Origin of the sequence: Hyphomonas sp. (genome assembly GCF_046313735.1) — a bacterium.
In the GTDB taxonomy this organism is placed as follows: Bacteria; Pseudomonadota; Alphaproteobacteria; order Caulobacterales; family Hyphomonadaceae; genus Hyphomonas.
Genome location: NZ_JBKBXW010000002.1, coordinates 148,731 through 174,607, shown reverse-complemented (window position 1 = coordinate 174,607; position 25,877 = coordinate 148,731). Strand labels below are relative to the sequence as shown.

Below are 25,877 nucleotides of genomic sequence, written 5' to 3'. Positions count from 1 at the left end.
CGGATTGGCCGTAACGATGACCCCAGACGACCTGCACGAGTCGATGGGAGGATACCAATGCCACGCCTGACCCGGCGCGCTGCCCTTGCCGGCAGCGCCGCCACACTGGCCCTTGCGGCCTGCAGCCCGCGCGCCCGGGGCCCAGAGACCGCCGCCGACCTGCCGGCACCGCCCGGCTTCCGGGACGGGATTGCGATTGCCGCCGCGATTGCGTCGGGCGAGACGACCGCGCTGGCGGAGACCGAGGCCGCGATCCAGCGGGCGCTGAAGGTGGAGGGCGACATCAACGCGATTGTCGCGCGCACCTTCGAGACCGCACGGGCGGATGCCAGCGGCATCCTGACGGGGCCGTTGGCGGGCGTTCCGAGCTTCATCAAGGACCTGATCGACTGGCGCGGCGCGCCGACACAGGCCGGCAGCCGGGGCCTCGCGGGGCTCGGGCCTGCGACCGCTGACAATGTGTTTGCCGACAAATGGCGCCGGGCGGGGATTGTCTCGCTGGGCAAGTCGACGACGCCGGAAGCGGGGCTCATTTCCTCCACCGAGCCGCTGTCCAGCGGGCCGACGCGCAATCCCTGGGACCTGTCGCGCATTCCTGGCGGATCGTCTGGCGGGGCGGCGGCGCTGGTGGCGGCGGGCGTCGTACCGTTTGCCCATGCCAGCGATGGCGGCGGCTCGATCCGGATTCCGGCCTCCTGCTGCGGCCTGTTCGGGATGAAACCGTCGCGCGACCGGCTGCCCTATAGCGAGCCTGGCACGGCGCCGCCGCCGCTGCAGATTTCGGTGAACCATGCGATCACGGTGAGCGTGCGGGATTCGGTGGCGCTGTTCCGGGCGGCCGAGGCGCTGGACGGGACCTATCCGGCGCTGGGCGAGATCGCGCCGCTGACCCGCCGGCTGCGGATCGGTTTTGCGCCGGAGCCGATTGGCGGCACGCCGCTGCATCCCGACACCCGCCGGGCCATCGAGGATGTGGCGCAGCTCTGCCGTGAGCTGGGGCATACGGTGGTCGATTACCGCCTGCCGATGGACGGGGCGAAGTTCACCGATGCCTTCATCCTCTACTGGGCGGCGGGCGCGGGAGAGTTTGCGCAGGCCGTCAGCAACGCCTCCGGCAAGCCCATCGGGCCGGACATTGTCGAGCCCTGGACGCTGGGCCTCGCCGGCATGGCAGCTGCCCGCATGGCGGAGTTGCCGGGGCTGGTCGGCTATCTCCTCGGCTTCGAGGCGGAGTATCACAGCTTCTTCGAGGAACTCGACCTGATCCTGACGCCGGTGACGGCAAGCCCGCCGGTGCCCATCGGCGAGCAGGCCCCGGACCGGGATTTCGATGCCGTGATGAGAAGCGTGCTCGATTTCGTGGCCTATACCTCGCCCATGAATGTCGCCGGGGCGGCCTCGATGAGCGTGCCGCTCGCCTGGTCACCGGACGGGTTGCCGATCGGGGCGATGTTCTCCGGCAGGCGGGGCGATGACGCGCTGCTGTTCGAGCTCGCGCTCGAACTTGAGGCGGCGCGGCCCTGGGCCGGGCGGAAGCCGCCGATTACAGCTTTGTAATCCCGGCGGGGATTAATCCTACATTTCAGGCTGTTAACGCACTGCCTCCGCTCGTTTGCGGGGCAGAAACGGATGCTGCGCTAGATAAATCGTCGCAGCAAAGATGACACGTGCGTCAGCAAGACCTATTTTCGCTTTCGCCTCCCTAGAAAGAAACCCGCCGTGAAGCGTTCGATCCTTTATGCAGCCATCATCCTGGCGGTGATCGTGGCCTACTTTGGCGTGCGCATGACGATGCGCGGCAGCGTCGGGCTGAATGGCGACACGGCAGAAGCGGCGACGCAGGCGCCGGTCCCCGAAGCGCTGGTCGTGGCGGCGGTGAGCCAGCCGCACATGATGCGCATTACGGCGCGCGGGCGCACGGCGCCGGACAAGTCGGTGACGGTGAAATCGGGCACTTCGGGGACGGTGACATCGACGCCGGTGCGCGAGGGCACGTTTGTGCGCGCGGGCACGCTGCTGTGCGGACTGGACGTGGAAGCGCGCAGCGCGCGGCTGCAGGAAGCCGAAGCGATGCGGGAGTCGGCACGGATTGATTTTGAGGCGGCAGCAACGCTCGCTGCGCGCGGGCTGGCGCCTGCGAACCGCGAAGCGGCGGCGCGTGCGACGCTGGACGCCGCCGAAGCGGCGGTGAACGCTGCGCGGGTGGAACTCGACCGGACGCGCATCCGCGCGCCGTTTGACGGGATTTTCGAGCGCCGGATGGCCGAGACGGGCGACTTCCTGTCGCCGGGCGCGGCCTGCGGCCTGCTGGTGGACCTCGACCCGGTGATCGTTGCGGCGGAAGTGACCGAAGCCCAGGCCGGGCTGCTGAGCACCGGAATGGCGGCGGAGGCCGAACTGGCGGACGGACGGCGTTTTCCGGCCAAGCTGCGCTTTGTGGCGCGCACGGCGAGCGCGCAGACGCGCACCTTCCCGATCGAGGCAGAGCTTGAGACCGGCGACGCGGTGGTGGCCGCCGGGGTGACGGCTTCGCTGTCGATCCCGGCGCAGGAAGTGAGTGCGGCGCTGGTGCAGCGCTCGCTGCTGACGCTGGCGGATACGGGTCAGCTGGGCGTGCGGATCGTACGCGAGGACAATACCGTCGCCTTCATGGCCGTGCGGGTGATCGACGAGACGCCGGAAGGCGCCTGGGTGACCGGGCTGCCGGAGCGGGTGACGCTGGTGGCCAAGGGGCAGGATTATCTCAATGACGGTGTCCGGGTGAGACCGGTCGAGCAAGGACCGCTGCCATGACACGGCTCATAGACGGCGCCATCGGCCGGGCCCGGATGGTGTTGTCGATCCTCGTCTGCGCGATCATTGCCGGCACCGCGACCTATATCGGCCTGCCGAAAGAGGCAGACCCGGACATCCCGATCCCGTTCGTGTCGATCACCGTGCCGCTGGCCGGTGTAACGCCGGAAGACGCCGAGCGGCTGCTGGTGCGCCCTATCGAACAGGAGATCCAGTCTCTCGAAGGGCTGAAGACCTTCCGGGCGTTTGCCGGCGAAGGCGCGGCGCAGCTGATCCTCGAATTCGAGATTGACGCCGATGTGAACCAGGCCGTGATCGACGTGAAGGACCGCGTCGACATGGCGAAGCGTTACTTCCCGGCCGATGCGCGCGAGCCGATCGTGCGCGAGTTCAATGCCGCGCAGTTCCCGGTGATGGTGGTCAACCTGTTCGGCGATGCGCCTGAGCGCGGCCTCGGGCGGATTGCCGAGCGGCTGAAGGACCGGTTGGAATCCGATCCGCGCATCCTTGAGGCCCGTGTGCTGGGCAAGCGCGAGGAGCTGCTCGAGATCGTCATCGATCCGGTGAAGCTGGAGACCTACAACATCTCCTATCAGGAGATCATGAGCGTCGTGGCGGCCAACAACCAGCTTGTGCCGGCCGGCTCGATTGATACCGGGCAAGGCAGTTTCGCGGTGAAAGTACCCGGCATCATCCGGGGCGCGGAGGACGCGCTGAACCTGCCGGTAAAGCGGACCGAAGACGCGGTCATCACCCTGTCGGACATCGCCGAAGTGCGCCGCACCTTCAAGGATGCGACCGGCTTTGCGACCTTCAATGGCGAGCCGGCCCTGCTGATCGAAGTGGTCAAGCGCACCGGCGCGAACATTCTGGATACGGCCAATTCCGTACGCGCGATCATTGATGATGAGAGCAGCGCCTGGCCGTCGAGCGTGCGGGCGCAGATCACCTCGGATGCCTCGGAAATGATCGGCAGCCAGCTGGGCCAGCTGCAAAGCTCGATCATGACGGCGGTGCTGCTGGTGATGATCATTGTGGTGGCCGCGCTCGGCCTGCGTACGGCGCTGCTGGTCGGTATCTCGATCCCGACCTCCTTCGTCCTCGCCTTCCTGTTCCTCGGGGCGTCGGGCTACACGATCAACATGATGGTCATGTTCGGCATGGTCATCGCGGTCGGTATCCTGGTCGATGGCGCGATTGTCGTGACCGAATATGCCGACCGGAAGATGGCCGAGGGCCTGCACCGCAAGGAAGCCTATGCGATGGCGGCCAAGCGGATGTTCTGGCCGGTGGTCAGCTCCGCGCTGACGACGCTGGCGGCGTTCGTGCCGTTCCTGTTCTGGAACTCGATGCCCGGGAAGTTCATGGCCTACCTGCCGATCACCCTGATCTTCGTTCTGTCGGCCTCGCTGATCGTGGCGCTCATCTTCCTGCCGGTGCTGGGCTCTGTGCTCGGCGCGCGCCCGGGCGGGACGGATGAGGACCTTGCAGCGCTCGCCGCCGACGCCGATCCGCGCAAGGCAAAGGGCTGGCTCGGCACCTATGTCGGCATCGTCAGCGAGACGATCAAACGGCCGCTGCTGACGAGCGCGGCGGTGATCGGTGCGGTGTTCCTGATCTTTGCCTGGTATGGCTCGGAGGATCACAAATCCGAACTGTTCCTGGATATCGAACCGGAGCAGGCTTTCGTGTTCGTGCAGGCGCAGGGCGCGCTGTCGGCGGCGGAGCAGGCCGTGCTGGTGCGCCGCGCAGAAGCTGCGATCACCGGGCTGGACGGCATCAAGGCGCTGTCGACGCGGACGGGCGTATCGTCGGGCGGCTTCAATTTCGACGGCGTGAGCGGCGTGCCGGTGGATACGGTCGGCCAGATCCTGATGGACCTGAAGACCAGTTCGGACGGCGCCTATAATGGCCGCGAGGTTTTGCAGTCTGTGCGCGAGCGCCTGTCTCAGGTGCCGGCGCTGCGCTTCCAGATCCAGCCGCGCGAACAGGGCCCGCCCTCTGGCAAGGACCTGCAGGTCGCGCTGCTGGGACAGGACATCGCCGCGCTGGACCGCACGGCCACAATGATCCGCAGCTGGATGGAGGCCCATCGCGGCGTGCATGAGATTGACGATTCCCGGCCGCTGCCGGGCATCGAGTTCCAGCTGTCCATCGACCGGGCCGAGGCCGGCAAGTTCGGGCTGGATGTGGCGCAGATCGGGGCTGCGGTGCAGCTGGTGACCAATGGCGTGCTGGTCGGGCGGTTCCGGCCCGATGATGCCAATGAAGAGGTCGATATCCGCGTTCGCTTCCCGGAGGATGCGCGCTCTGCACTGGCAATCGACAGCCTGAGGATCGCCACGCCGCAGGGCAATGTGCCGCTGTCACTGTTCGTGACGCGCGAGCCGGCCCCGCGCGTGAGCCAGATCGAGCGGCGCGACGGGCGCCGGGTGATTGATGTGCGCGGCAATGCGATCGAGCAGGGCACGGGCGCTGCCCTTGTGGCGGAGATGAAGACCTGGCTGGACGCGCAGGCGCTGCCGCCGGGCGTGGACGTGCGCTTCGAGGGCGCCGATGAAGACGCCGCCGATGCGGCCGCTTTCTTCCAGGGCGCGGCGCTGGCGGCGCTGTTCATGATGGCGATGATCCTGCTCTGGCAGTTCAACAATTTCTGGCAGGTGCTGCTGACGCTGTCGGCGGTCGTGATTTCGACGGCGGGCGTGCTGGTCGGCATCAACCTGGTGCTGCCCTATGTGTCGCAGCTGATGATCGGGACCGGCATCGTCGCGCTCGCGGGCATCGTCGTGAACAACAATATCGTGCTGATCGACACCTATAACCGGCTGCTGAAGGATGGGCGCTCGCCTGAGGATGCGGCGCTGGCAACCGCCGCGCAGCGTATCCGCCCGGTGCTTCTGACGACGGGGACGACGGTGTGCGGCCTGTTCCCGATGATCATCCAGATGAATGTGAACTTTGCGCAGGGCGCGATCAGCTTTGGCGGGGCAAGCTCTGAATGGTGGGTGCAGCTGGCAACGGCGGTCGTGTTCGGCCTCAGCTTCTCGACCATGATGATCCTCCTGGTGACGCCGTCCTGGCTGCTGGTGCCCTACCGGGTGCAGCAGCGCAGCGCGAAGGTGAAGGCGTGGATCGCTGCGAAGGTTGCGGCGCGCCGCGCCGCCGAGGCGCCTGCAGGCGCGCCGGACGGGGCAGCGAACGAAAATGACGGGCGCCCGAAGCGGGACGTTCTGCCCGCCGCCGAGTGAGGCGTCAGCCCGCCGGGCGGATGCGGTAGACAGCCGTTGCCGACATCACGATGCCGCCGGCGGTTTCCGCCGTGCCGCCCGCGAAGAGGATCGAGCGGGTCTTGCGGTCGATGCGCGGGGTGCAGGTGATCTGCGACGGGTCGGTGACGGCCGCAGAGACATCCAGCGTGACGGAGATCAGGTCCAGCAGGTCCGGCGCGCAGGCGGCTTCGCCATGAGCGCGGATGGCCTGCATCAGGCGCAGGGCGATCAGTTCGTCAGCGGCAATGTCTGCGGTGATGGTCAAGGAAGCCCCCTCTTGCTCTGCGGGAGGGCTTTAGGGGCTGGGGCAGGCCTTGGGAAGGGCTGTTTTCGGGTTCAGGCCGCGCGGGCGGCAGCAGCAGCGGCGGCAGCGGCGTCGGCGTCATGGGCGATGAGGCTGCCGAGGCCGGTGAGGGCGCTGGTGCCATAATGCGTCTGCATCCAGCTGGCGATGGCGCCCGGAATGGCGGCAATCTCGGCATGGCTGAGGCCGAGCGCATGAAGCGCGCTGAACATCTGCGCGACCACACGGCGGCGGCCGCCGGGGGTCTGCTCGATCAGGCGGGCGATTTCGCCGGTGGGAGCGCCAATGTCGGAGCCGGCACGGGCGGCGAGCTGGCGGGCGCCGGGCACGGCGCGGAAAACCGTGCTGGCGAGGGCGGAGTCCTGACGCTCGGCGGCGTTCAGCACGATGCCAAGCGCCTGGCGCGCCTGTGGCTCCCCGAGACCACTGGTGTTAGCGATGTGCGCGGTCAGATCTGTCATCATTGGCGAAGGCACTCCTAAGATCCAATGGCCCCGGGGAGCCCCGACAATGTGCGATCGTGGTTTCCGCTTTCTAAACTCCGGGACAGATTTCATTCATCCTCTGCAGAAAGTGCTTAAGGGGCGTTAGGGCGGGGTAAACAATCGCGCCGGTTTTGTTTACCGGTGGTCAGGCAAAGCTCGCGCGGAGGACCCCTGCCCCATGATCCGTATCGGCATTCTCGGCGCAGCCCGGATTGCGCCCAAGGCCCTGATCCCGCAGGTGTCGCGGCGGGATGACTGCGTCATCACCTGCGTGGCGGCGCGCGACGGGGCGCGGGCGGAGGCCTTTGCGGCGGCGCACGGCATCGCGAACGCTGTGGACAGCTATGAGGCGCTGATCCGGCGGGAGGATGTCGACCTTGTCTACAACGCCCTGCCCCCGAACCGCCATGCCGACCTTTCCATCGCGGCGCTGGAAGCCGGCAAGCATGTCTTGTGCGAGAAGCCGTTTGCGATGAATGCGGGCGAGGCGCGAGATATGGCGGAGGCCGCAGCGCGCAGCGGGCGCCACCTGATCGAGGCGTTCCATTACCGGTTCCATCCGGTGTTCCTGCACCTCATGGAGACGGTGCGCAGCGGGGCGATCGGGCGTTTGTGTGCGCTGAAGGCGGAATTTTCGGTGGCAATCCCCTACCGGCCGGAGGAGCTGCGCCACAGGCCGGACCTCGGCGGCGGGGCGCTGATGGACCTGGGCTGCTATCCGGCGCACTGGCTGCGCACGATTGCGGGCTCGGAGCCGGAGATCGTCTCTGCACGGATCGAGGAGGGCACACCGGGCGTGGACCTGCTGACGGAAGCCGAGCTGCGCTTTGAGGGCCGTATCCCGGCGCGCCTGCGCACCTCGATGAAGCCGGGGCAGAAATTCAAGGCGCTGCTGGCCATTGAAGGCAGCGAGGGCCTGCTGATTGCCGACAATCCGATCCATCCGACGATGGGCCACCTCATCACGCTGCGCCGGGGCGGTGATGTCAGGCGTTATACCGTGGACGGACAGACGACGTTCGACCACCAGCTGGCGCATGTGATGGATGTGCTGGCCGGACGCGCAGAGCCCCTGACCGGCGGGGCGGATGCAGTGGCCAACATGGCGCTGATCGATGCGATCTACCGCGCGGGCGGACTGGCGCCCCGAGGGCTGTAATCAGGCGGCGGCGTCGCGCGCCATGCCGATCCAGTCCTCGACCTCGTCTTCCTCCAGCACCTGGCCGGGGCGCAGGATGCGGCCACCATCCGGGGACTGAATGAATTCCATCGCGAGTTCGAAGATCGTCGCTGCCGAGGCGCTCATCAGGTCTGCGCGGCTGGTGATGCCGGCGCCGACGAGGAGCTGCGCATCATGGACGCGCAGGCCCGGCACCTCGATCATCAGGGTTGCCTGCATCTGCCAGGTTTCGATAGCATCCACCGTGATGTGGCGCACATCCACCAGCTCAGCCGTCTCCTCCGGATCGCAGATCAGGAGATCGCCGACCGTTTCGATGCCTGCCCGGCTGAGATGTTTTGCAGTCTTGGGCCCAATGGACGGCGCATCGACCACGGGCGATTCCCAGCTGAGGCATGACCTGTGCGCTGGACGCGCGCGCTGGGGCGCGGGCGCGTCTTCCTGCTCAGTTTCGGCTTCTTCCTGGTAGGTTTCTTCAGACTCGAAGACTACCTCTTCCCGGTGCTCCGTATACGGAAATACTCGAGCAGCATCGCCTGTTCCGGCGCCAGCTTCAAGATTGGCAGTGGGCGTTTCGTCAGCGACTTCTTCAATCAGGGGCGCGGCCTTCGTCTCGTCTGCCACCGCTTCCGGCGCAGGCTGGCGCGCGGCGCCGATCGGAGCGATCGGCTCTGCATTCAGCACCTTGAGCGGCACGCGGCGCACTTCCCTGGCGTGCAGTGCACGGATCTGCTTGTCGTCTTCCGGCAGGGTACGGATGACCTTGCCGGTCTTCTGGAATTCGGCATACATCCGCTCGACCTGGCGGCGGTCGCCCATGTCTTCCAGCTTTGCCGTGATCCAGCGCAGCGGGATGTCGAGCGTTTCGATATAGCCCTGAAGGGTGAGGTTCACCTTCGGCGGCGCGGCGGCGGCCTCATCTACCGCGCGGCTGATGATGGCGGCAAAGCCGGCGGTCGCGTAGGCGATCAGCCCGGCAATCGCTTCCCGCATCGGTTCGTCGAGGCCTGAGGGCGGGTCGGCGACGCCGGCGTCGATGTCGTAATGGTCGATGAAGAGTTCATAATACCGGTTCGAGCGCTCGGCGCCCGCGCGCACCATATCCGACACAAAGCCGGGGCCTTCCGGCACATCGACCTGAGGATAGCCGGCGGCCGCGATGCGCGCGTCGATGTCGGGGCGGGATTTGGCAATGCTCCATTCCACCGCGCGGTGGATGACATTTTCAGCTTCCGTCTGGCCGGTATGGAAGGGCTGGATGGGATCTGCATAGTAATGGCTGAGCACGCCGAGGGCGTAGGCCGCCTCGCTCCAGCGCCTGCGGGCGAGGAGGTCTACGGCCTTGGCATACCATTCGGTTGCCTTCGCCCGCGCGCCGCCCCATTCGCCCTCGCGCACATGCAGGACATGGTTCTTGAAATCCTTGAACTTTGCATCCGGCGCCTTGGCGCCTTCGAGCAGGTGTTCGTGATGGACCAGGAACACGGATTTCCAGGCCGCGCCCTCCTCCCCGCCGATAAGCGCGAGGGCGTCGAGGGCGATGAAATGATGCGTCGAGCGGCAGCGATGGGCGCGGATCACACGTTCCAGAAGCGTCGTCATGGCCGGGAGGGTCCTGTGGCGGCTGTTCGGGGGAACGGTGGCGCGAATGTATGAACGCGCTGTTAACCCTCAGCCGGTCTCTGCAGCATGTTGGCGCGGGGACCCTGGCGTGGTATCGCGGGTTTCGCAACAGGCGCTGAGCGCGGCCGTCATCCGGGCATCCCGAGAGGAGACCGGAGAGGCAACCGCGGCGCAGTCAGTTCCTGTGCGCGGGGCAAGTGCCAACAAGGCCCCACTCCCAGGAATGTTTCAGCCGGGAGTGCTCCTTATGAAGACGATCATCGAACCTTTCCGCATCAAATCGGTCGAGCCGATCCGCATGACCACGCGGGCCGAGCGGGAACGCCTGCTGGCCGGGGCCGGGTACAACCTGTTCAAGCTGCATTCCGATGATGTGATCATCGACCTGCTGACCGACAGCGGCACCTCCGCCATGAGCGCAGCGCAATGGGGCGCGGTGATGACCGGCGACGAGAGCTATGCCGGGGCGCCGAGCTTCTACCGGTTCGAGGCGGCGGTGAAGGAGCTGATGGATTTTGCCCATATCATTCCTACCCATCAGGGCCGAGCGGCAGAGCATTTGCTCTTTACCCTGATCGCCTGGAAGGGTGACCTCATCCCCTCCAACACCCATTTCGACACGACGCGCGGCAATATCGAGGCGATGGGCGCCGAGGCGCTCGACCTGCCGATTACCGAGGGGCGCGTGCCCTCGCTCGATCATCCGTTCAAGGGCAATATGGACCTTGGCGCGCTGGAATCTGTGCTGGAGGCGGAAGGCGCGCGCATCCCGGCGGTGATGATGACGATTACCAACAATGCCGGCGGTGGCCAGCCTGTCAGCCTTGAGAACATTCGCGGGGCGGCGGCGCTGGCGAAGGCCCATGGCAAGCCCTTCTATATCGATGGCTGCCGGTTCGCGGAGAATGCCTGGTTCATCAAGCTGCGCGAGGAAGGGCAGAAGGATCGTCCGATCAAGGATATTGTGCGCGATACCTTTGCCTTGGCCGATGGCATGACGATGAGCGCCAAGAAGGATGCCTTCGCCAATATCGGCGGCTGGTTGGCGCTGAATGATGATGCCCTTGCCGAGCGCGCCCGCACGCTGCTGATCCAGACCGAAGGCTTTCCGACCTATGGCGGACTTGCGGGGCGCGACCTTGATGCGATTGCACAGGGGCTGAAGGAAATCATCGATGAGGATTACCTACGCTACCGTGTACGGACGAATGCGTATATCGCCGAGCGGCTGGACGCGATGGGCATTCCCGTGGTGAAACCTGCGGGCGGACATGCCGTGTTTATTGATGCGCGCGCTTTCCTGCCGCATATTCCGCCGCTGGACTATCCCGGCCAGGCGCTGGCCTGCGCCATGTATGAAACCGGCGGCATCCGCGCCTGCGAAATCGGCACGGTGATGTTTGGCCGCAAGCCCGATGGCAGCGAAGCCCCTGCCGCGATGGACCTCGTCCGCCTCGCCATGCCCCGGCGCGTCTACACGCAGAGCCATGCGGATTATGTGGTGGAGGTGCTGGAAGAAGTTGCGGCCATAAAGGACACGCTCAAGGGCCTGCGCATCGTGAAAGAGCCCCCGATGATGCGGCATTTCACGGCGGCGTTTGAGCGGCTTTAGCAGCGCCCCCGAATGCAACGGTTATTGAAAGTTCGTCACCCTCTACAGGTGAAGCCTGTCTGAGGTCCATCGCCGAAACCTTCCGTACACGCACCAATCGTTTGCCGTCATCCCGGTTTCGTCCCGGACCTGATCCGGGGCGAAGACCGGGACCCCGCGTAAGGACAAAAGTCTGGGTCCCGGGCATTTGCTTCGCAAATCCCGGGATGACGGCCTTTTGTTCTTGCGCGGTGACGCTTCCTGTTAATGCCTACCGCACCGCGAAATCCGTCGGCTCCGTGCTCTTGCCGCCTTTGCCGGTTTCGCCTTTGGGCTGGCCGTGTTTGTTGGGGCCCATGAAGCCGAACATGTGGCCGGCGACCTTGCGGATCTGGATCTCTTCGGAGCCTTCGGTGATGCGGTAGCGGCGGTGGTGGCGGTAGATGTGCTCGAACGGCTTGTGGCGGGAATAGCCGATGCCGCCATGCACCTGCATCGCCCGGTCGGCGGCTTCGCAGACGAGGCGGTTGGCGTAATAGTTACACATCGACACCTTGTCGGAGAGCCGAAGCGCCACTTCGGGCTTGGACATCTGGTCCATCTCCCAGGCCGTCTTGAAGATCAGCAGGCGGAGCATCTCGGCCTGTGTGGCGAGTTCCACCAGCGGGAACTGGATCGCCTGGTTGGTGGCCAGCGGCTTGCCGAAGGGCTTGCGCTCGAGGGCATACTTCACGCTCTCATTGATGCAGTAGATCGCCGCGCCGCAGGAGGAGGCCGCCTGGCGGATGCGGTTTTCGTGGACGAAATGCTGGGCGAGCGCGAGGCCGCCTTCCGGCGGGCCGAAGACAGCATCCTCCGGCACCCACACATCCCGGATCGTCAGGCGCGGATGGTCCGTCGGCATGTTGAAGGTCCACATGTATTCTTCGATGATCACGCCGGGGTCGCGCGCCGGGATGATCAGGCAGGTGATGCCCTTCGCGTCGCCATCCTTTCCGCTGGTGCGGCAGAACAGCATGATGTGGGTGGCGACATGCATCCCGGTGATCCACATTTTCTCGCCATTGATCAGCCAGCCATCCTTGCCATCTTTCTTGTGGCGCACGGCGCGGGTTTCCATGTGCGTGGCGTCAGAGCCGTGATTGGGCTCAGTCAGGCCGAAACAGGCGATGAATTTTCCGGCGAGCGCGGCCTCGGCGAGGTGTTTCTGGTCGGGGCGGGCAAAGTCGCGCAGCATCAGGATCTGCGGGAAATTGCCGACAATGGAATGCTCGTTCTGAAGGTCGTTGTGCAGGCCGAGGCCCTGGCGCGCGAAATGCTCGCGGATGATCGCCATGCCGAGATTGGTGCCGTCCTGGCCGCCGAACTCCCTGGGCAGGGCGTAGCGCAGATGCCCGGCCTTGTCGGCGCGGCGCTTGGCTTCCCGCAGGAGCTGTTCCCATTCAGGGCGCGGCAGGCCGCCATTCTCGAAATCCGTCCGCGCCCATTCGCGGCGGTGATCGAAGAAGCGCTCATTATCATCCTGTGCCTGGAGAGGCTTGATCTCATCCTCGATGAATTTATCGAGCACGACGAGATAGTCGGCGATGTCCTGGGGGATGTTGAAGTCCATGGGCGCGCTCCTCCGGTCAGCTTGTGCGTTCACTCTGAGGCCCGCGGACAAGCCGGGCAATTTGTGCCGCGAGGGCAATCCGGCGCAGGGAGTATGCTGCGGCGCAGCATATGGTACGAACCGTTCTCCAAAAATCCTGAATTCAGCGCTCTGAACGCTTGACGAATTATTCAGCGTTCTTTACGCACAGGTTCAGGCAGAAATGCCACCACCGTAACCCAAGCAGCTTCAACCCGAACAAAGGCACCCTCCCATGCTCCGTTCTGCCATTGCCGTCATGTTCATGGCCGGCCTTTCCCTCCCGGCCCTCGCCAGCAATGCCTACACCTTTGAAACCGCCGAGCCGGTCAACAAGCGCCGCGTCGTCGCTGAAAGCGTCGTGTGGACGTGCGAAGGCACCGTCTGCCGCGGTGAGCTGGCCCGCCGCGCCCCGACCGTGCGCATCTGCAAGAAGATCGCCCGCGAAGTCGGCGTGGTGACATCGCTTCGCAACACGAATGCCGAGCTGACCGAGGCCGAACTGGCCGAATGCAACACGGCTGTCCGCCGCTGATTTCACGGGCTCTCCAAGCCTCTCCTCGGGCCGCTGCCGGTTTCCGCAGCGGCCCTTTTTTATGCCTGTCGGGGCTCGCAGAGACGGAGAACTGCCAGACAAGCCCCTTGCCGCCGCATCACGCCCCTGACACCGTATCGATCAGCAGGGAGACGAAGCCATGAACCTGAAGGCGGCCATTTTCAGCGTATCGATTGTCCTTTTCGGAGCATTGGCCAGCACGGCGGATGGTCCGCCGGAGGCGTCCGAACCACTTGACCCGGGGTCATTGGCCTCAATGATTTCGGCGCTCTTCGGCAATGAGCCTCCTACGGAGGAAGAACTGGCCAGCATTGCCGCGAAGGCTGCGACCCATCCATTGGGCTCGCGGGGAAACCCCATCCGCGCCTCAGGCGCACGGGGACAGCACGCCTACATCTTGCGGCTCAACTGCCCGGGCGGAAGCAAGCCCGCCTATCACCGCGCCGGAAGCGCCGGGGTGGGCATTTATGGCAACATCCTCGACATCTATGTCGTGACTTGCCCAAAGGGCCCCGAGGCGGCATTGTATCTTGATCTTTATCATTCGGGATACGTCGAAGCCGGTGCCGTGCCGGGCTTCACCATTGATCCGCCACCGAAATAGCGAACAAGGCCAATGACAAGACCGGTCGAAGCCGGCTGCGGGGCGGCCATCCTTGACGAGCAGGGGCGCCTGCTCCTGATCCAGCGGCTGCGGGAGCCTGAGGCTGGCGCCTGGGGACTTCCCGGCGGCAAGATCGATTTCGGCGAACGCGCAGAGGACACCGCCCGCCGCGAGATCCGCGAGGAACTCGGCATCGAGATCGAGGTGCTGGGCCTCGCCTGCATTGCCGAGACGATCGACGCCGGAGATGGGCGCCACTGGATCGCGCCAGTGTTCGATGCGCGTATCATTTCGGGCAGCCCAAGTGTTCAGGAAACGGACAAACATGGCGGCTGGGGATGGTTCGCCCAGGACGCCCTGCCCCGGCGGATCACTTCCTCAACGGCGGCTTATCTCCGCCGACGGCAAACCGACGATTTGTGAGCGCTCACATTACGTTTGACAACGTGAGACACGCTTAAATCACTCATTTCAAAAGAGATTTTTTCCTCAGCCCCAGGCCGCTTTACCCCGGCACGGATGTTGCAAAATTTCGTAACGGCGCGCTAATGAGCGCATGGTGGCGGGGCCGGGGGCGGCCTTAAGTTGGCGTAATCGAGGAAATCCGATGAGCGATACCGTAGCAATCCTGGCAGAGCTGGGCGTGTCTCCGAAATCCGTAAAAAAGAACTGGAACGAAGCCCGCCTGTATGAGGCAGCGGTCGCTTCCGGCGAAGCGCGCGTGGCCGCTGGCGGCCCGCTGGTCGTCGAGACCGGGCAGCACACCGGCCGCTCCGCCAAGGACAAGTTCACGGTGCGCGACGCAACGACCGAGAAAACCGTCTGGTGGGACAACAATGCCGCGATGTCTCCGGAGCATTTCGAAGCTCTGTGGACGGACTTCAAGGCGCACCTGGCCGGCCAGTATGTCTACTCGCAGGACCTGTTCGGCGGCGCTGACCTGGACCACCGCCTGCCCGTCACGGTTGTGACCGAATATGCCTGGCATTCGCTGTTCATCCGCCACCTGCTGCGCCTGCCCGAGCCGCAGGAATATGAAGGCTTCAAGGCCGAATTCACGATCATCAACTGCCCGAGCTTCCGCGCCGACCCGGCCAAACATGGCTGCCGCAGCGAGACGGTGATCGCGGTCAACTTTGCCAAGCGCCTCGTGCTGATCGGCGGCACATCCTATGCCGGCGAGACCAAGAAATCGGTCTTCACCATCCTCAACTACCTCCTGCCCGCCAAGGGCGTGATGCCGATGCATTGCTCGGTCAACACGCATGAGAAAGACGGCGCCGCGATCTTCTTCGGCCTGTCGGGCACCGGCAAGACGACCCTGTCGGCAGACGCTTCGCGCACCCTGATCGGCGATGATGAGCATGGCTGGTCGGAGAACGGCCTCTTCAATTTCGAAGGCGGCTGCTATGCCAAGATGATCAAGCTGTCGGCCGACGCCGAGCCTGAAATCTTCGCGACCACGAAACAATGGGGCACAGTGCTCGAGAATGTCGTGATGGATGCCACGACGCGCGAGCTGGACCTCGACTCGGCCGCGCTGGCTGAAAACTCCCGCGGCGCCTATCCGATCTCGGCCATCCCCAACGCTTCGGAAACCGGCCGCTGCGGCCAGCCGAAAAACCTGATCATGCTGACGGCGGACGCCTATGGCATCATGCCGCCGATTGCGAAGCTGACGCCGGCGCAGGCGATGTATCACTTCCTGTCGGGTTACACCGCGCGCGTCGCCGGCACCGAAAAGGGCGTGACCGAGCCTTCGGCTACCTTCTCGACCTGTTTCGGCGGGCCGTTCATGCCGCGCCATCCGTCCGAATATGGCAACCTGCTGCGCGAGCTGATCGCGAAGTATAATGTCAATTGCTGGCTGGTCTCGACTGGCTGGACGGGCGGCCCATATGACCAGGGCAGCCGGATGCCGATCAAGGCGACGCGTGCGCTGCTGAACGCTGCCCTCGATGGCTCGCTGAATTCGGTCCAGTTCCGCAAGGATGAGACGTTCGGCTTCCTCGTGCCGGTCTCGGTACCGGGTGTCGATGCCAAGGTGCTCGATCCGCGCGCGACCTGGGCCGACCCGAAGGCCTATGACGCACAGGCCGCGAAACTGGCCGATGAATTCGTCGCGAACTTCAAGAAGTTCGAAGCCTATGTGGATGATGCGGTGAAAGCCGCTGCGCCGAAGGCCAAGTCGATCATCAACGCCTGACGGCGCCGGTCACGCAGAAATGAAACCCGCTGGCCCCGGGCCGGCGGGTTTTTTTGTCGCGCCCCGTCCATTGACGCCAAGGGAAGTCTGGCGTTGGCGGTGTTCCACAACTAGGGTGCGCCGCAACAAGACGTTATCACACAACCGGAGGAAGCCATGCGCGAAGCCGTTATCGTATCCACTGCCCGTACCGCCCTGACAAAGGCCGGGCGCGGCGCCCTGAATGACACCCACGGCATCACCCTGGCCGGCCATGCCATCCCGGGCGCGCTCGCGCGCGCCGGGGTCGAGGCCGCTGCCGTTGAGGACGTGTTCCTCGGCTGCGCTGCGCCGGAAGGCGCCACGGGCCACAACGTCGCCCGCAACGCGGCGCTTGCGGCCGGCTGCCCGTCGACCACGTCGGGCGCCACCATCAACCGGTTCTGCTCCTCCGGCCTGCAGGCTATCGCCAACGCCGCGCACACCGTGATCAACGAGGGCGCAGCCGTCACCGTCGGCGGCGGCGTGGAGAGCATCAGCCTCGTCCAGGCCTCCGGCCAGTCCAACCGGTACAAGTATTTCGAGCCGGAACTGGCCAAGACCTGGCCGGCCATCTGGATGACGATGATCGAGACCGCCGAAATCGTCGCCGAGCGCTACAATGTCAGCCGCGAATACCAGGACCAGTATTCGGCCGAGAGCCAGCGCCGCACCGCCGAGTTCCAGCAGAAGGGCTACATGGCCCAGGAAATCGTGCCGCTGAAGACGAAGATGCGCCTCGTCAACAAGGAAACCAAGGAAGAGACGTTCCAGGACGTCATCGCCGACCGCGACGACTGCAACCGCCCCGGCACGACCTATGAGAACCTGGCCGGCCTGCCGCCGGTTTTCCAGGGCGGTCTTGTGGTCAAGCAGGGCAAATATGTCACCGCCGGCAACGCCTCGCAGCTCTCCGACGGCGCCGCTGCTGTGCTGGTCATGGAAGCCAAGGAAGCCGCCCGCCGCGGGTTGAAGCCGCTCGGCCGGTTTGCCGGTTTCAACGTGGCCGGCTGCGATCCCGATGAGATGGGCATTGGCCCGGTCTTCGCTGTGCCGCGCCTGCTGGAGCGTCATGGGCTGAAGGTCGATGATATCGACCTGTGGGAGCTGAACGAAGCGTTTGCCTCGCAGTGCCTCTATTCGCGCGACCGGCTCGGCATTGATCCGGAGAAATACAACGTCAATGGCGGCTCGATCTCCATTGGCCACCCCTTCGGCATGACCGGCGCGCGCTGCACCGGCTCCATCCTGCTGGAAGGCCAGCGCCGCAAGGCAAAGTGGGGCGTTGTCACCATGTGCATCGGCGGCGGCATGGGCGCTGCCGGCCTGTTCGAAATCTACAGCTGAGCCTGATTTTTCAGCGGATATTGCGAAAGGGCGGCCTCACGGGGCCGCTCTTTTTGCTGAAGGGTGGATTGAGCCTCTCTGCCTTTTTCCGGCCTCCGCTTTGTGACAGGTTGCCGGAACTCAAAAGGAGTCTGCCATGCGCCACGCCCTGTCCCTGACTGCTGCCGCCCTGCTGCTGATGGCCTGCGGCGGGCCGGCCACCGATGCGCCCCCTGCGGCTACGGAGGCGACCGCTGCACCTGCAGCGGCAGCTGCGGACATGCCGAGGGCCGAGGGGTTCATCACCGCGAATGCCGCGCCGCCTGAGGGCGCAATCGACACACGCGGCGATGGGGTTTACCGCGACGGCGCTGGCCGGCCCTTCCAGTATGCCCTGCTCGGTCAGGAACTTCCAGACTTCACAGCCCCGACCTCCGACGGCGGCACCTTCAGCAAGGCCGATATCACCCGCTGGACCGTGATCGACGTCTGGGGCGCCTGGTGCGGCGACTGTGTGGCGGACGGGCCGTATGTGGCCGCGCTGGAGCGGGCGATCGCGCAGGATCCGGACCTCGATTTCGTCTCCCTCCACGTGCCCGCCAATGCCAACCGGGCGACGCCTGAGGAGCTCTTTGGCCGGTATGGCTCGCTGGAGGGGTATTTCACCGAGGCCGGCTATCATATCGACCGGGTCGTGCTGGATAATGATGCGGGCCTGCGCAACCTGCTGCAGATCAGCTGGACGCCGAGCTATCTGCTTGTCTCGCCGGACGGCGTGGTGCGCGGCTTCCGCACGGATCTGCGCGTGATCGATGACCAGCCGGTGAAGACCTTCATGCAGGATATTGCAGCAGTGCGCGGCGCAGGGGCGGAGTGATGATGCGGGCCGGTGCGGCGCTCCTGTTCCTCGGGGCGGCGTTGATGCTCACCGCCTGCGAGGAGGCAGAACCGGGCGCCCCTCAAGCGAACGGGACCGCAAGCACCGACGCCGATACGCCCCAGCCCGCCCGTATCGACCCCTCCCGATTGCCGGGGCGAACGCCTTTCACCCTGCCGGCGGTGCAGCAGGCCTTTCCCGGCCTTGAGGTGGTGGCCGTTTTGGAAGATCCGGCGCGCGGAGAGCTGCCGCGGTTTGACGTGCGCGCCCCGGGGGACACAGCCCCGCTCTACCGCCTGACGCCTGACTGGACGCGGGGGCTGGTGGGCGAAGTCGCCACCGATCATCCGGCCATTTCGGGACCGGGCGGGCTGCAGACTGGCACAACAAGGCGGGCGGAGGCCCTCGCAGCGCTGAACGGTGCACCCTGCGAACCCCTGACCGGACCGGGCGCCCCGCCTTTCGCCTGTGAGGCGAATACGGACGGCGCCGTGCTGCGCCTCGAATTTGCGGGCGAGGCGGCAGATGCCGTTCTGGTCCGGCTGGTCTGGCTGCCTGCACTGCCCTGATACCGGTCGCCTCTGGCGCGATTCCTGCATCAGACAGGGCGGGAGGCCCTCATCGCCCCTGCCCCTCACGCGGTGTTTGAAACTTCGCGTGTGACCGGCTAGGGGTGGAAGCGGGTGAATTGTGGACACTGGATGAAAAGGCGGAACGGAATGCTGCATCCTTCGACCAAGAAACTGATCGACAAGCTGAACGAGATGACCCGCAAGCAGCGGGTCGCCTGGATCGAGGGGGAGGACGCCTCGGTCGTGCACGACACCGAAGGCTACCGCGTGATCCTGACGCCGGAGCCGCACGGCATGAAGCTGACCGATGCGCTGGGCCGCGAGATCGAGACCTGCAGCGCCGAAGACTTCGCCGGCGAGACCGACAGCGCCGGCCGGCCCTATGCCCAGTTCGTGGGCGAGCTTTACCGCGAAGCGCACCGCCATGCGCGCGGCGCCGAACGCGCGATCCGCACGCTGCTGGCCGGGCTTGAAGCCGCCGAGGCGCCGATCGCCGCCCAGCCCGCGGAACCGGAGCTGCCGCCCGCAGAGCCGGACATGACCACCGACGAGACGGCCGAACTTAAGAGCGAGGCCGCGCCCGACGCCGAAGCGGCTGCTGAACCTGCGCCCGCGCCGGAACCGGCCGCTGCTCTGGCCGAGGCGCCTGAGCCGGCGGCAGAAGCAGCGCCAGTTGCGGAAGTTGTTGCAGAGCCGGCTCTGCCCGTTGAAGCAGCCCCCGATGAACCTGCCGCCGCAGAAGCGCCAGAACCCGCTCCTGAACCCATTGCCGCACCAGAAGCGGCTGAATCAGAGACGCCTGCTCCGGCGCCCGAGCCTGCCCCGGCGCAGGAAGAAACCCCGGTCCAGGCCGCGCCGCCCCAGATGCAGCAGCGCTTCTCGCTGTCGGGTATTCCGTATGCGGCAGCTGGCGCAAGCCTCGCGGAAGCTGCGCCAGAGCCCGAGCCCAAGCCTGCCCCGCCGCGCACGCTGATCATCGACGGGACAGAGGACCTGCCGGACATCATCCCCGGCATTCCGGAGCCCCGCCGCAATGTGAATGCGATCGATGCAGCGCCGGACGGCGAGGGCGAGCCCGGTACCGGCGGCGCCTCGCGCTTCAATCCCTGGAACTGATCCTCGCGCTGGCTGCGCCGGGTCCGGTGTGAACCGCCCCGCGCGCCTTTGCGAGCTCGATCTGGCGCTGGCGCTCGGCAAAGCGGCGGCGCTGCTCGTCGCTCATCTCACCGGCGCAATGCGGGCAGGAGACGCCGGGTTGCCAGTCTGCATGCTGACGGTCTGATTCCGAGACGGGGCGCCCGCAGGCGCGGCAAAGGGCATGGTTGCCTGGCTTCAGGTCGTGGCCGACACTGACGCGCTCATCGAAGACGAAACATTCCCCGCGCCAGAGGCTGTCCGCCTGCGGAACAGTTTCCAGATATTTCAGGATGCCGCCTTCGAGATGGTAGACATCCTCGATGCCTTCGGCCTTGACGAAGCTGGTTGCTTTTTCGCAGCGGATGCCGCCCGTGCAGAACATCGCGATTTTCGGGCGGCGGCCTTCGGCTTCCAGCTTTTCGCGGAAGGCGCGGAACCAGTCCGGGAACTGACGGAAGGTCTCCGTCTGCGGATCAATCGCGCGATCGAACGTGCCGATGGCAACTTCGTAATCGTTGCGGGTGTCGATGACGACCGTATCGGGGTCGGCGATCAGCGCGTTCCAGTCCTCCGGCTTCACATAGCTGCCGACGAGATGGCTGGGATCCGTACCCGGAACACCCATGGTCACGATCTCGCGCTTCAGGCGCACCTTGAGGCGCGGGAACGGCATCTCCTCCGCTTCGGAAAACTTGGCTTCCAGCGCCTCATTGCCGGGCAGCGCGCGCAGGCAGGCGAGCGCTGCGTCAATTGCCTCGGCGCTGCCGGCAATCGTGCCGTTGACGCCTTCCTCGGCCAGCAGGACCGAGCCCCGGATGCCGAGGCCGCAGAAACGCGCGGCAATCTCCGTTCGCCGGGCCTGATAGTCCGGGAAGCGGAAAAACCGGTAGAAGGCGGCAATGCGAACGCTCATGCGGCGCCTTATGGCAGAAGCGCGCGCCCCGGAAAACCGGGGCGCGCAGGGAAGCGCTCAGCCGGCCGCGACCGCCTTGTCCCAGGCCTTCACGGCGAGGGCGTCGCGCGGCGTGATGTCCGGGAAATCCGGATCGGCGGCGGCCGGATCGAAATACTTCCAGCTGCGGCGGCATTTCACGCCGGATGCCTTCTCCGGAACCACGGCGATGCCCGGCGCCTCGCCCATCGTGAACGCGCCGGCGGGCACCTCGGCGGAATGGATAAGCTCTGCGCCGGAGGTGATGAAGATGTCGCCTGCATCCTCGCCCGCAAACGCTTCGACGAGGGCCTTGTCGGCAATGAACACTTTCGGCGCGGCTTCCAGCGAGGCGCCGATGCGCTTTTCGCGGCGTTCGACCTCCAGCGCGCCGGTGACGACGCGGCGGACGGCGAAAATCTTCTCCCAGCGGCCCGCCACCTCTGCGTCCAGCCAGCCTTCCGGCGTTTCGGGGAAGAGGCGCAGGTGGATCGACGGGGCCGTGTCTTTCAGGTGGCTCGTCAGGAAGGCTTCCTCGGTCGTGAACGGCATGACCGGGGCGAGCCAGGCGAGCATCCGCTCCAGCGTCGCGGCCATCACCGTGCGCGCGGCCCGGCGGCGATTGCCGTATACGGAGGTTGCCTCATCCCAGGTCGCCATCGTTGTGAAGGCCGGATCGCAATAGAGCGAATCCTTGCGGACATCGAAATAGACCGCCGAAAGCTCGACATTCACGAAGTTGATGAGCAGCGTCATCACGCGTTTGAAGTCGAAATTCGCATAGGCCTTGCGGATCTGGCCATCGAGTTCGGCGAGGCGGTGGAGCATGTAGCGCTCAAGGCCGGGCATGGCCTGCAGGCCAAGCTGCGCGCCCGGATCAACCACTTCCCGGTAATCCGCAGACAGAAGGGATTCGGCTTCGCCAAAGCCCTCCAGCGCGCCGAGCATGTAGCGCAGCGTGTTGCGGAGTTTGCGATAAGTTTCGACCGTGCCCTTGATGATCTCGTCGGAGATGCGCAGGTCTTCCTGATAATCTGCCGAAGCTGTCCAGATACGGAGGATTTCGATGCCGTACTGTTTCTGCACTTCCTGCGGCTCGATCGTGTTGCCGATGGATTTCGACATCTTCTTGCCGTCGGCATCGACGATGAAGCCGTGGGTGACAACCTTCTTGTATGGCGCCTTGCCGCGCGTGGCGCAGGCCTCCAGCAGGGAGGACTGGAACCAGCCGCGATGCTGGTCGGAGCCTTCCATGTAAACGTCCGCCTGCCCCGTTTTCTCGTCGATGACGCCGCGCTTGCGGAGCGCAAAGGCGTGCGTTGTGCCGGAATCGAACCAGACGTCGAGGACGTCCGTGACTTTTTCCCAGCCTTCGGGCGAGACGCCGGTGCCGGTGAAGAAGTCTGCGATAGGCGTCGCAAACCATCCGTCTACGCCGGATTTTTCGATGGCGGCCTTGATGTTGGTGTTGAGAACTTCCGCTTGCTCTTTCGGCAACGCGGCGGTGTGCGGCTCGCCGGCGCCGTTGACGAACAGGGTGATCGGCACGCCCCAGTTGCGCTGGCGCGAGATCAGCCAGTCAGGCCGCCCTTCGACCATGGCCTGAAGCCGGTTACGGCCGGTGGGCGGGAAAAATTCGGTTTCGGCGATGGCGTTGAGGGCGAGTTCGCGCAGCGTCTTGCCATTGTGCACCGGCTTGTCCATCGCGATGAACCATTGCGGCGTCGCGCGGCGGATGACGGGGGCTTTGGAACGCCAGGAATGCGCGTCACGGATCGTGGTGATGCCGCGCGCGAGCAGGTTGCCGGACTCGGCGAGCAGGCGGATGACTTCATTGTTCGCCTTCCCCGCCTCGCCGCGCTTCTTGCCGGAGGTGACGATGATGTCGAGCCCGCGAAGAGGCTCGGGCACTTCGTCCGTATACCGCCCATCTGGATCGACGATCTGGCGAATATCTGATCGAACTTTAGCTCCAATCTGCTCTCTGTGCGTAAGGTTAAATAGAGGGAGCTGTTCCACCCATACGCCAAAGTCGTCTTCACCGTGGGCTGGCGCAGTATGTACAAATCCAGTTCCGGCTTCGTCCGTAACATGATCGCCGGGCAACATTGGTATGCGTTGTTGGTCCCAGAAATCACCTGCCCAAGCAGCTTTTGCGAATGGATGTGTACAAACAAGCAAGTCACGCGGATTCACCGCAGTGACAGGATGGAACCGCTTAACTTTAGCGGATTCCATAACAGACTGAACAAGCGCATTGGCGACGATAAGTTTTTCACCGACTTGAGCGTACGGTGGAAAACCTAGTTCTTCAGCAGTGAAAACTTCATCGACTTCAAAAACGCTGTACTCAACCGACGGATTGAAGCTGATCGCTTGGTTTGCAGGGATGGTCCAAGGCGTCGTTGTCCATATGACTACGCTGGCACCTGCAGCAAGTTTTGCCCACTCAGGAACACCAGGCTCAGACGCAAAGAACGAACCACCCCAAGGAAACTTCACCCACACCACCGGCACTTTCCGGTCGTGGTATTCCACCTCCGCTTCGGCCAGCGCAGTGCGCTCAACAGGCGACCACATGATCGGCTTGGCGCCGCGCACGAGGCCGCCTTTCATCGCCATGTCGAGGAATTCCGAGACGATGGCCGCCTCGCTCTCGAACGCCATGGTGAGGTAGGGATTGTCCCATTCCCCCTCGATGCCGAGGGCGCGGAATTCGGCCTTCTGCACGCCCACCCAATGCTCCGCGTACGCCCGGCAGGCGGCGCGGAATTCATCCGCAGGCACACTGTCCTTCGGGCGGTTCTTGCTCCGGAACTCCTCCTCCACCTTCCATTCGATGGGCAGGCCATGACAGTCCCAGCCCGGAAGGTAGGAGGCGTCAAAGCCCTGCATCTGGTGGGAGCGGACGATGATGTCCTTGATGATCTTGTTGAGCGCCGTGCCGAGGTGGATGTGGCCGTTGGCGTAAGGCGGGCCGTCATGCAGGATAAAGGGCGCCGCGCCCCGCGCTTTCGCGTCTGCGCGCAGCTTTTCATACAGTTTCAGCTCATCCCAGCGTTTGATCCATTCCGGCTCGGCCTTGGGCAGGCCGCCGCGCATGGGAAACTCGGTGGTCGGCAGGAACAGCGTATCGCGATAGTCGCGGGTCGTCTGGGACTCGGTCATGTCTCTGGTCATTCAGATGGGGGGCAGCGGCGGCACCGGTTGAAGGATTGGGGGCAAACGAACTTACCCGGCCACCGCTGAAGAAAAGGCTTCAGCCGGCGGCCGGGCCGCTAATTCGAGAAATCGGGAGCGCCCGTGCCTGTTCCATGGCGCTGGCGGTTAGCATGACCGGCAGGTCGCTGTCACCCCTGCAGAACCTTGGCGGCCGGGTCATCTGGCCGGTCATTGTCAGGCTTTCAGGATCTTGCGCGCCGCCTCGGCATCCTTGTGCATCTGGGCGATCATGGCCTCGAGGCTGTCGAATTTCAGCTCCGGGCGCAGCCAGGCGATGAGCTGCACTTCCAGCCAGCGGCCATAGATGTCGCCGGAGAAGTCGAAGATGTGGGTTTCCAGCAGCGGGTCGCGCAGGCCGGTGGTGGGCGTGCGGCCGAAATTGGCCACCCCATCGCGCCAGTCTGCCTCGCCCTCGATGCGGGCGCGCACGGCATAGACCCCATGCTTGGGGTGGATCAGCGTGCCAAGCTGGAGATTGGCGGTGGGAAAGCCGAGATTGCGGCCATTGCGCTCGCCGCTCTCGATGATGCCGTCCGCGGTCCACGGGCTGCCCAGCATTTCGGCGGCGAGATCCGGCTCGCCCGCCATCAGCGCCTGCCGGATCGCGGTGGAGGAAGCCTTGGCGCCGTGACTTTCGACCGGCTCGACGATCGTGACGCCAAAGCCGAACGCCCGGCCAAGGCTCGACAGCCGCTCGGCATGGCCCATACGGCCGCGCCCGAAACGGAAGTCGAACCCGACCGAGATGTGCGAAACGCCCAGCCCGTCCACCAGCACCTGCCGGACGAAGCCTTCATCCGTCATCGCCGCCATCTCGCCATTGAAGGGCAGCTCATAGACGTGCGCCGCGCCCGCAGCCGTCAGGGCCGCATTGCGGCGTTCCGGCCGGAAGATGCGGAAAGGCGGGTCGCCGGGGCGGAAATAGGCGCGCGGCGGCGGCTCGAAGGTGGCGGCAGCGAAGCGGCCATGCCCGGCGGCCCGCGCCGCCGCAATCACCGCAAGATGGCCGGCATGGACGCCGTCGAAATTGCCGAGCGCGACCGAACAGCCCCGGGCGTCCGGGGGCAGGCCGCGATAATCGGCAAAGACCGGCATCAGCCCTCCCGGCTCGGCGCGACGACTTCGGCTTCCCCGGTGATCACGCGCTTGCCTTCGACGATGCACTCGACCTTCAGCGTCACGCGGTTGCCGCGCGGCTGCTTCTCAGCCACTTCGGCGCGCACGGTGACGGTGTCGCCGATGTGAACGGGGCGTTTGAAGCGCATGGACAGGCCCACAAAGATCGCCCCCGGGCCCGGCAGGTTGTTGCCCAGGATGCCGGAAATGTAGCTTGCCGTCAGCGCGCCATGGGCGATGCGCTTGCCGAAGATGGTGCCGGCGGCGAATTCGTCGGACATGTGTAACGGGTTGTAATCGCCGGAAACTTCGGCAAAGCGCTGGATGTCGTTCTCGGTGATGGTGTGCACGGTTTCGTGCGCCTGTCCGATTTCGAGATCCTCGAACTTGTATCCGGTGAACTGGGTCATGCGGCCGGTCTGCTCCTGAATGGGTCC

21 protein-coding genes are annotated in these 25,877 nt (G+C 65.2%); 13 read left to right on the top strand and 8 right to left on the bottom strand.

The features are described 5' to 3' along the window. Window positions 1-57 precede the first annotated feature (57 nt). From ACK4SV_RS01985 to ACK4SV_RS01975, 3 genes are all read left to right on the top strand, one after another. On the top strand, window positions 58-1,557 hold the full coding sequence (locus tag ACK4SV_RS01985) for an amidase (RefSeq protein WP_409916110.1): 1,500 nt from the start codon (window positions 58-60) through the stop codon (window positions 1,555-1,557). 162 nt (window positions 1,558-1,719) lie between these two features. Further along, window positions 1,720-2,793 (top strand): efflux RND transporter periplasmic adaptor subunit, encoded by a 1,074-nt coding sequence (locus tag ACK4SV_RS01980; protein WP_409916109.1) that lies wholly within the window; start codon window positions 1,720-1,722, stop codon window positions 2,791-2,793. Further along, complete coding sequence (locus ACK4SV_RS01975; protein ID WP_409916108.1) at window positions 2,790-6,041, top strand: efflux RND transporter permease subunit; 3,252 nt, start codon at window positions 2,790-2,792, stop codon at window positions 6,039-6,041. The genes ACK4SV_RS01980 and ACK4SV_RS01975 overlap by 4 nt, the downstream gene beginning before the upstream one ends. Before the next feature lie 4 nt (window positions 6,042-6,045). On the opposite strand, the gene ACK4SV_RS01970 is transcribed toward ACK4SV_RS01975, so the two are convergent. Both ACK4SV_RS01970 and ACK4SV_RS01965 read right to left on the bottom strand, forming a co-directional pair. After that, window positions 6,046-6,327: a hypothetical protein gene (locus ACK4SV_RS01970; RefSeq protein ID WP_409916107.1), complete on the bottom strand. Its 282-nt coding sequence runs from the start codon at window positions 6,325-6,327 to the stop codon at window positions 6,046-6,048. Between the two features lie 71 nt (window positions 6,328-6,398). Further along, on the bottom strand, window positions 6,399-6,830 hold the full coding sequence (locus ACK4SV_RS01965; protein WP_409916106.1) for a hypothetical protein: 432 nt from the start codon (window positions 6,828-6,830) through the stop codon (window positions 6,399-6,401). A gap of 199 nt (window positions 6,831-7,029) precedes the next feature. Between ACK4SV_RS01965 and ACK4SV_RS01960 the strand changes: the two genes are divergently transcribed. Beyond that, the gene (locus ACK4SV_RS01960) at window positions 7,030-8,010 is read left to right on the top strand and encodes a Gfo/Idh/MocA family protein (RefSeq protein WP_409916105.1); all 981 of its coding nucleotides are present in this window, start codon (window positions 7,030-7,032) and stop codon (window positions 8,008-8,010) included. Here the strand turns inward: ACK4SV_RS01960 and ACK4SV_RS01955 are convergent, their stop codons facing one another. After that, on the bottom strand, window positions 8,011-9,633 hold the full coding sequence (locus ACK4SV_RS01955; protein ID WP_409916104.1) for a DUF4332 domain-containing protein: 1,623 nt from the start codon (window positions 9,631-9,633) through the stop codon (window positions 8,011-8,013). It abuts the gene before it with no gap. Between the two features lie 268 nt (window positions 9,634-9,901). Here ACK4SV_RS01955 and ACK4SV_RS01950 point away from each other — a divergent pair, with 268 nt between their 5' ends. Beyond that, on the top strand, window positions 9,902-11,266 hold the full coding sequence (locus ACK4SV_RS01950) for a tryptophanase (RefSeq protein WP_409916103.1): 1,365 nt from the start codon (window positions 9,902-9,904) through the stop codon (window positions 11,264-11,266). Between the two features lie 250 nt (window positions 11,267-11,516). On the opposite strand, the gene ACK4SV_RS01945 is transcribed toward ACK4SV_RS01950, so the two are convergent. Then, on the bottom strand, window positions 11,517-12,857 hold the full coding sequence (locus ACK4SV_RS01945) for an acyl-CoA dehydrogenase family protein (RefSeq protein WP_409916102.1): 1,341 nt from the start codon (window positions 12,855-12,857) through the stop codon (window positions 11,517-11,519). 253 nt (window positions 12,858-13,110) lie between these two features. Between ACK4SV_RS01945 and ACK4SV_RS01940 the strand changes: the two genes are divergently transcribed. The 8 genes from ACK4SV_RS01940 (at window position 13,111) to ACK4SV_RS01905 (ending at window position 20,150) form a co-directional block, all read left to right on the top strand. Next, window positions 13,111-13,410, top strand: coding sequence for a CC_3452 family protein (locus ACK4SV_RS01940; RefSeq protein ID WP_409916101.1), 300 nt, complete (start codon window positions 13,111-13,113; stop codon window positions 13,408-13,410). Window positions 13,411-13,570: 160 nt separating this feature from the next. Continuing rightward, on the top strand, window positions 13,571-14,035 hold the full coding sequence (locus tag ACK4SV_RS01935; RefSeq protein ID WP_409916100.1) for a hypothetical protein: 465 nt from the start codon (window positions 13,571-13,573) through the stop codon (window positions 14,033-14,035). Window positions 14,036-14,047: 12 nt separating this feature from the next. Next, window positions 14,048-14,458 (top strand): NUDIX domain-containing protein, encoded by a 411-nt coding sequence (locus tag ACK4SV_RS01930; RefSeq protein ID WP_409916099.1) that lies wholly within the window; start codon window positions 14,048-14,050, stop codon window positions 14,456-14,458. 184 nt (window positions 14,459-14,642) lie between these two features. Beyond that, window positions 14,643-16,241, top strand: coding sequence for a phosphoenolpyruvate carboxykinase (locus tag ACK4SV_RS01925; RefSeq protein WP_409916098.1), 1,599 nt, complete (start codon window positions 14,643-14,645; stop codon window positions 16,239-16,241). Between the two features lie 156 nt (window positions 16,242-16,397). Further along, window positions 16,398-17,606, top strand: a complete 1,209-nt coding sequence (locus ACK4SV_RS01920; RefSeq protein ID WP_409916097.1) for an acetyl-CoA C-acyltransferase — start codon at window positions 16,398-16,400, stop codon at window positions 17,604-17,606. Between the two features lie 136 nt (window positions 17,607-17,742). Continuing rightward, window positions 17,743-18,462 (top strand): TlpA family protein disulfide reductase, encoded by a 720-nt coding sequence (locus ACK4SV_RS01915; protein WP_409916096.1) that lies wholly within the window; start codon window positions 17,743-17,745, stop codon window positions 18,460-18,462. After that, on the top strand, window positions 18,462-19,031 hold the full coding sequence (locus ACK4SV_RS01910) for a hypothetical protein (protein ID WP_409916095.1): 570 nt from the start codon (window positions 18,462-18,464) through the stop codon (window positions 19,029-19,031). The genes ACK4SV_RS01915 and ACK4SV_RS01910 overlap by 1 nt, the downstream gene beginning before the upstream one ends. Window positions 19,032-19,181: 150 nt before the next feature. Beyond that, window positions 19,182-20,150 carry a hypothetical protein gene (locus ACK4SV_RS01905; RefSeq protein WP_409916094.1) on the top strand — a complete coding sequence of 323 codons (969 nt, stop codon included), beginning with the start codon at window positions 19,182-19,184 and terminating at the stop codon, window positions 20,148-20,150. Here the strand turns inward: ACK4SV_RS01905 and ACK4SV_RS01900 are convergent. The 4 genes from ACK4SV_RS01900 to ACK4SV_RS01885 all read right to left on the bottom strand — a co-directional run bounded on the left by ACK4SV_RS01900 (window position 20,134) and on the right by ACK4SV_RS01885 (window position 25,850). Continuing rightward, window positions 20,134-21,084, bottom strand: coding sequence for a rhodanese-related sulfurtransferase (locus ACK4SV_RS01900; RefSeq protein WP_409916093.1), 951 nt, complete (start codon window positions 21,082-21,084; stop codon window positions 20,134-20,136). The genes ACK4SV_RS01905 and ACK4SV_RS01900 overlap by 17 nt on opposite strands. A gap of 57 nt (window positions 21,085-21,141) precedes the next feature. Continuing rightward, window positions 21,142-24,270, bottom strand: coding sequence for an isoleucine--tRNA ligase (ileS, locus tag ACK4SV_RS01895; protein WP_409916092.1), 3,129 nt, complete (start codon window positions 24,268-24,270; stop codon window positions 21,142-21,144). A 228-nt stretch (window positions 24,271-24,498) separates the two neighbouring features. Further along, window positions 24,499-25,419, bottom strand: a complete 921-nt coding sequence (gene ribF, locus ACK4SV_RS01890; protein WP_409916091.1) for a riboflavin biosynthesis protein RibF — start codon at window positions 25,417-25,419, stop codon at window positions 24,499-24,501. Then, entirely contained in the window at window positions 25,419-25,850 is a 432-nt protein-coding gene (locus ACK4SV_RS01885; protein WP_409916090.1) for a MaoC family dehydratase, read from the bottom strand. Before ACK4SV_RS01885 ends, ribF begins: the two co-directional genes overlap by 1 nt. Window positions 25,851-25,877 lie beyond the last annotated feature (27 nt).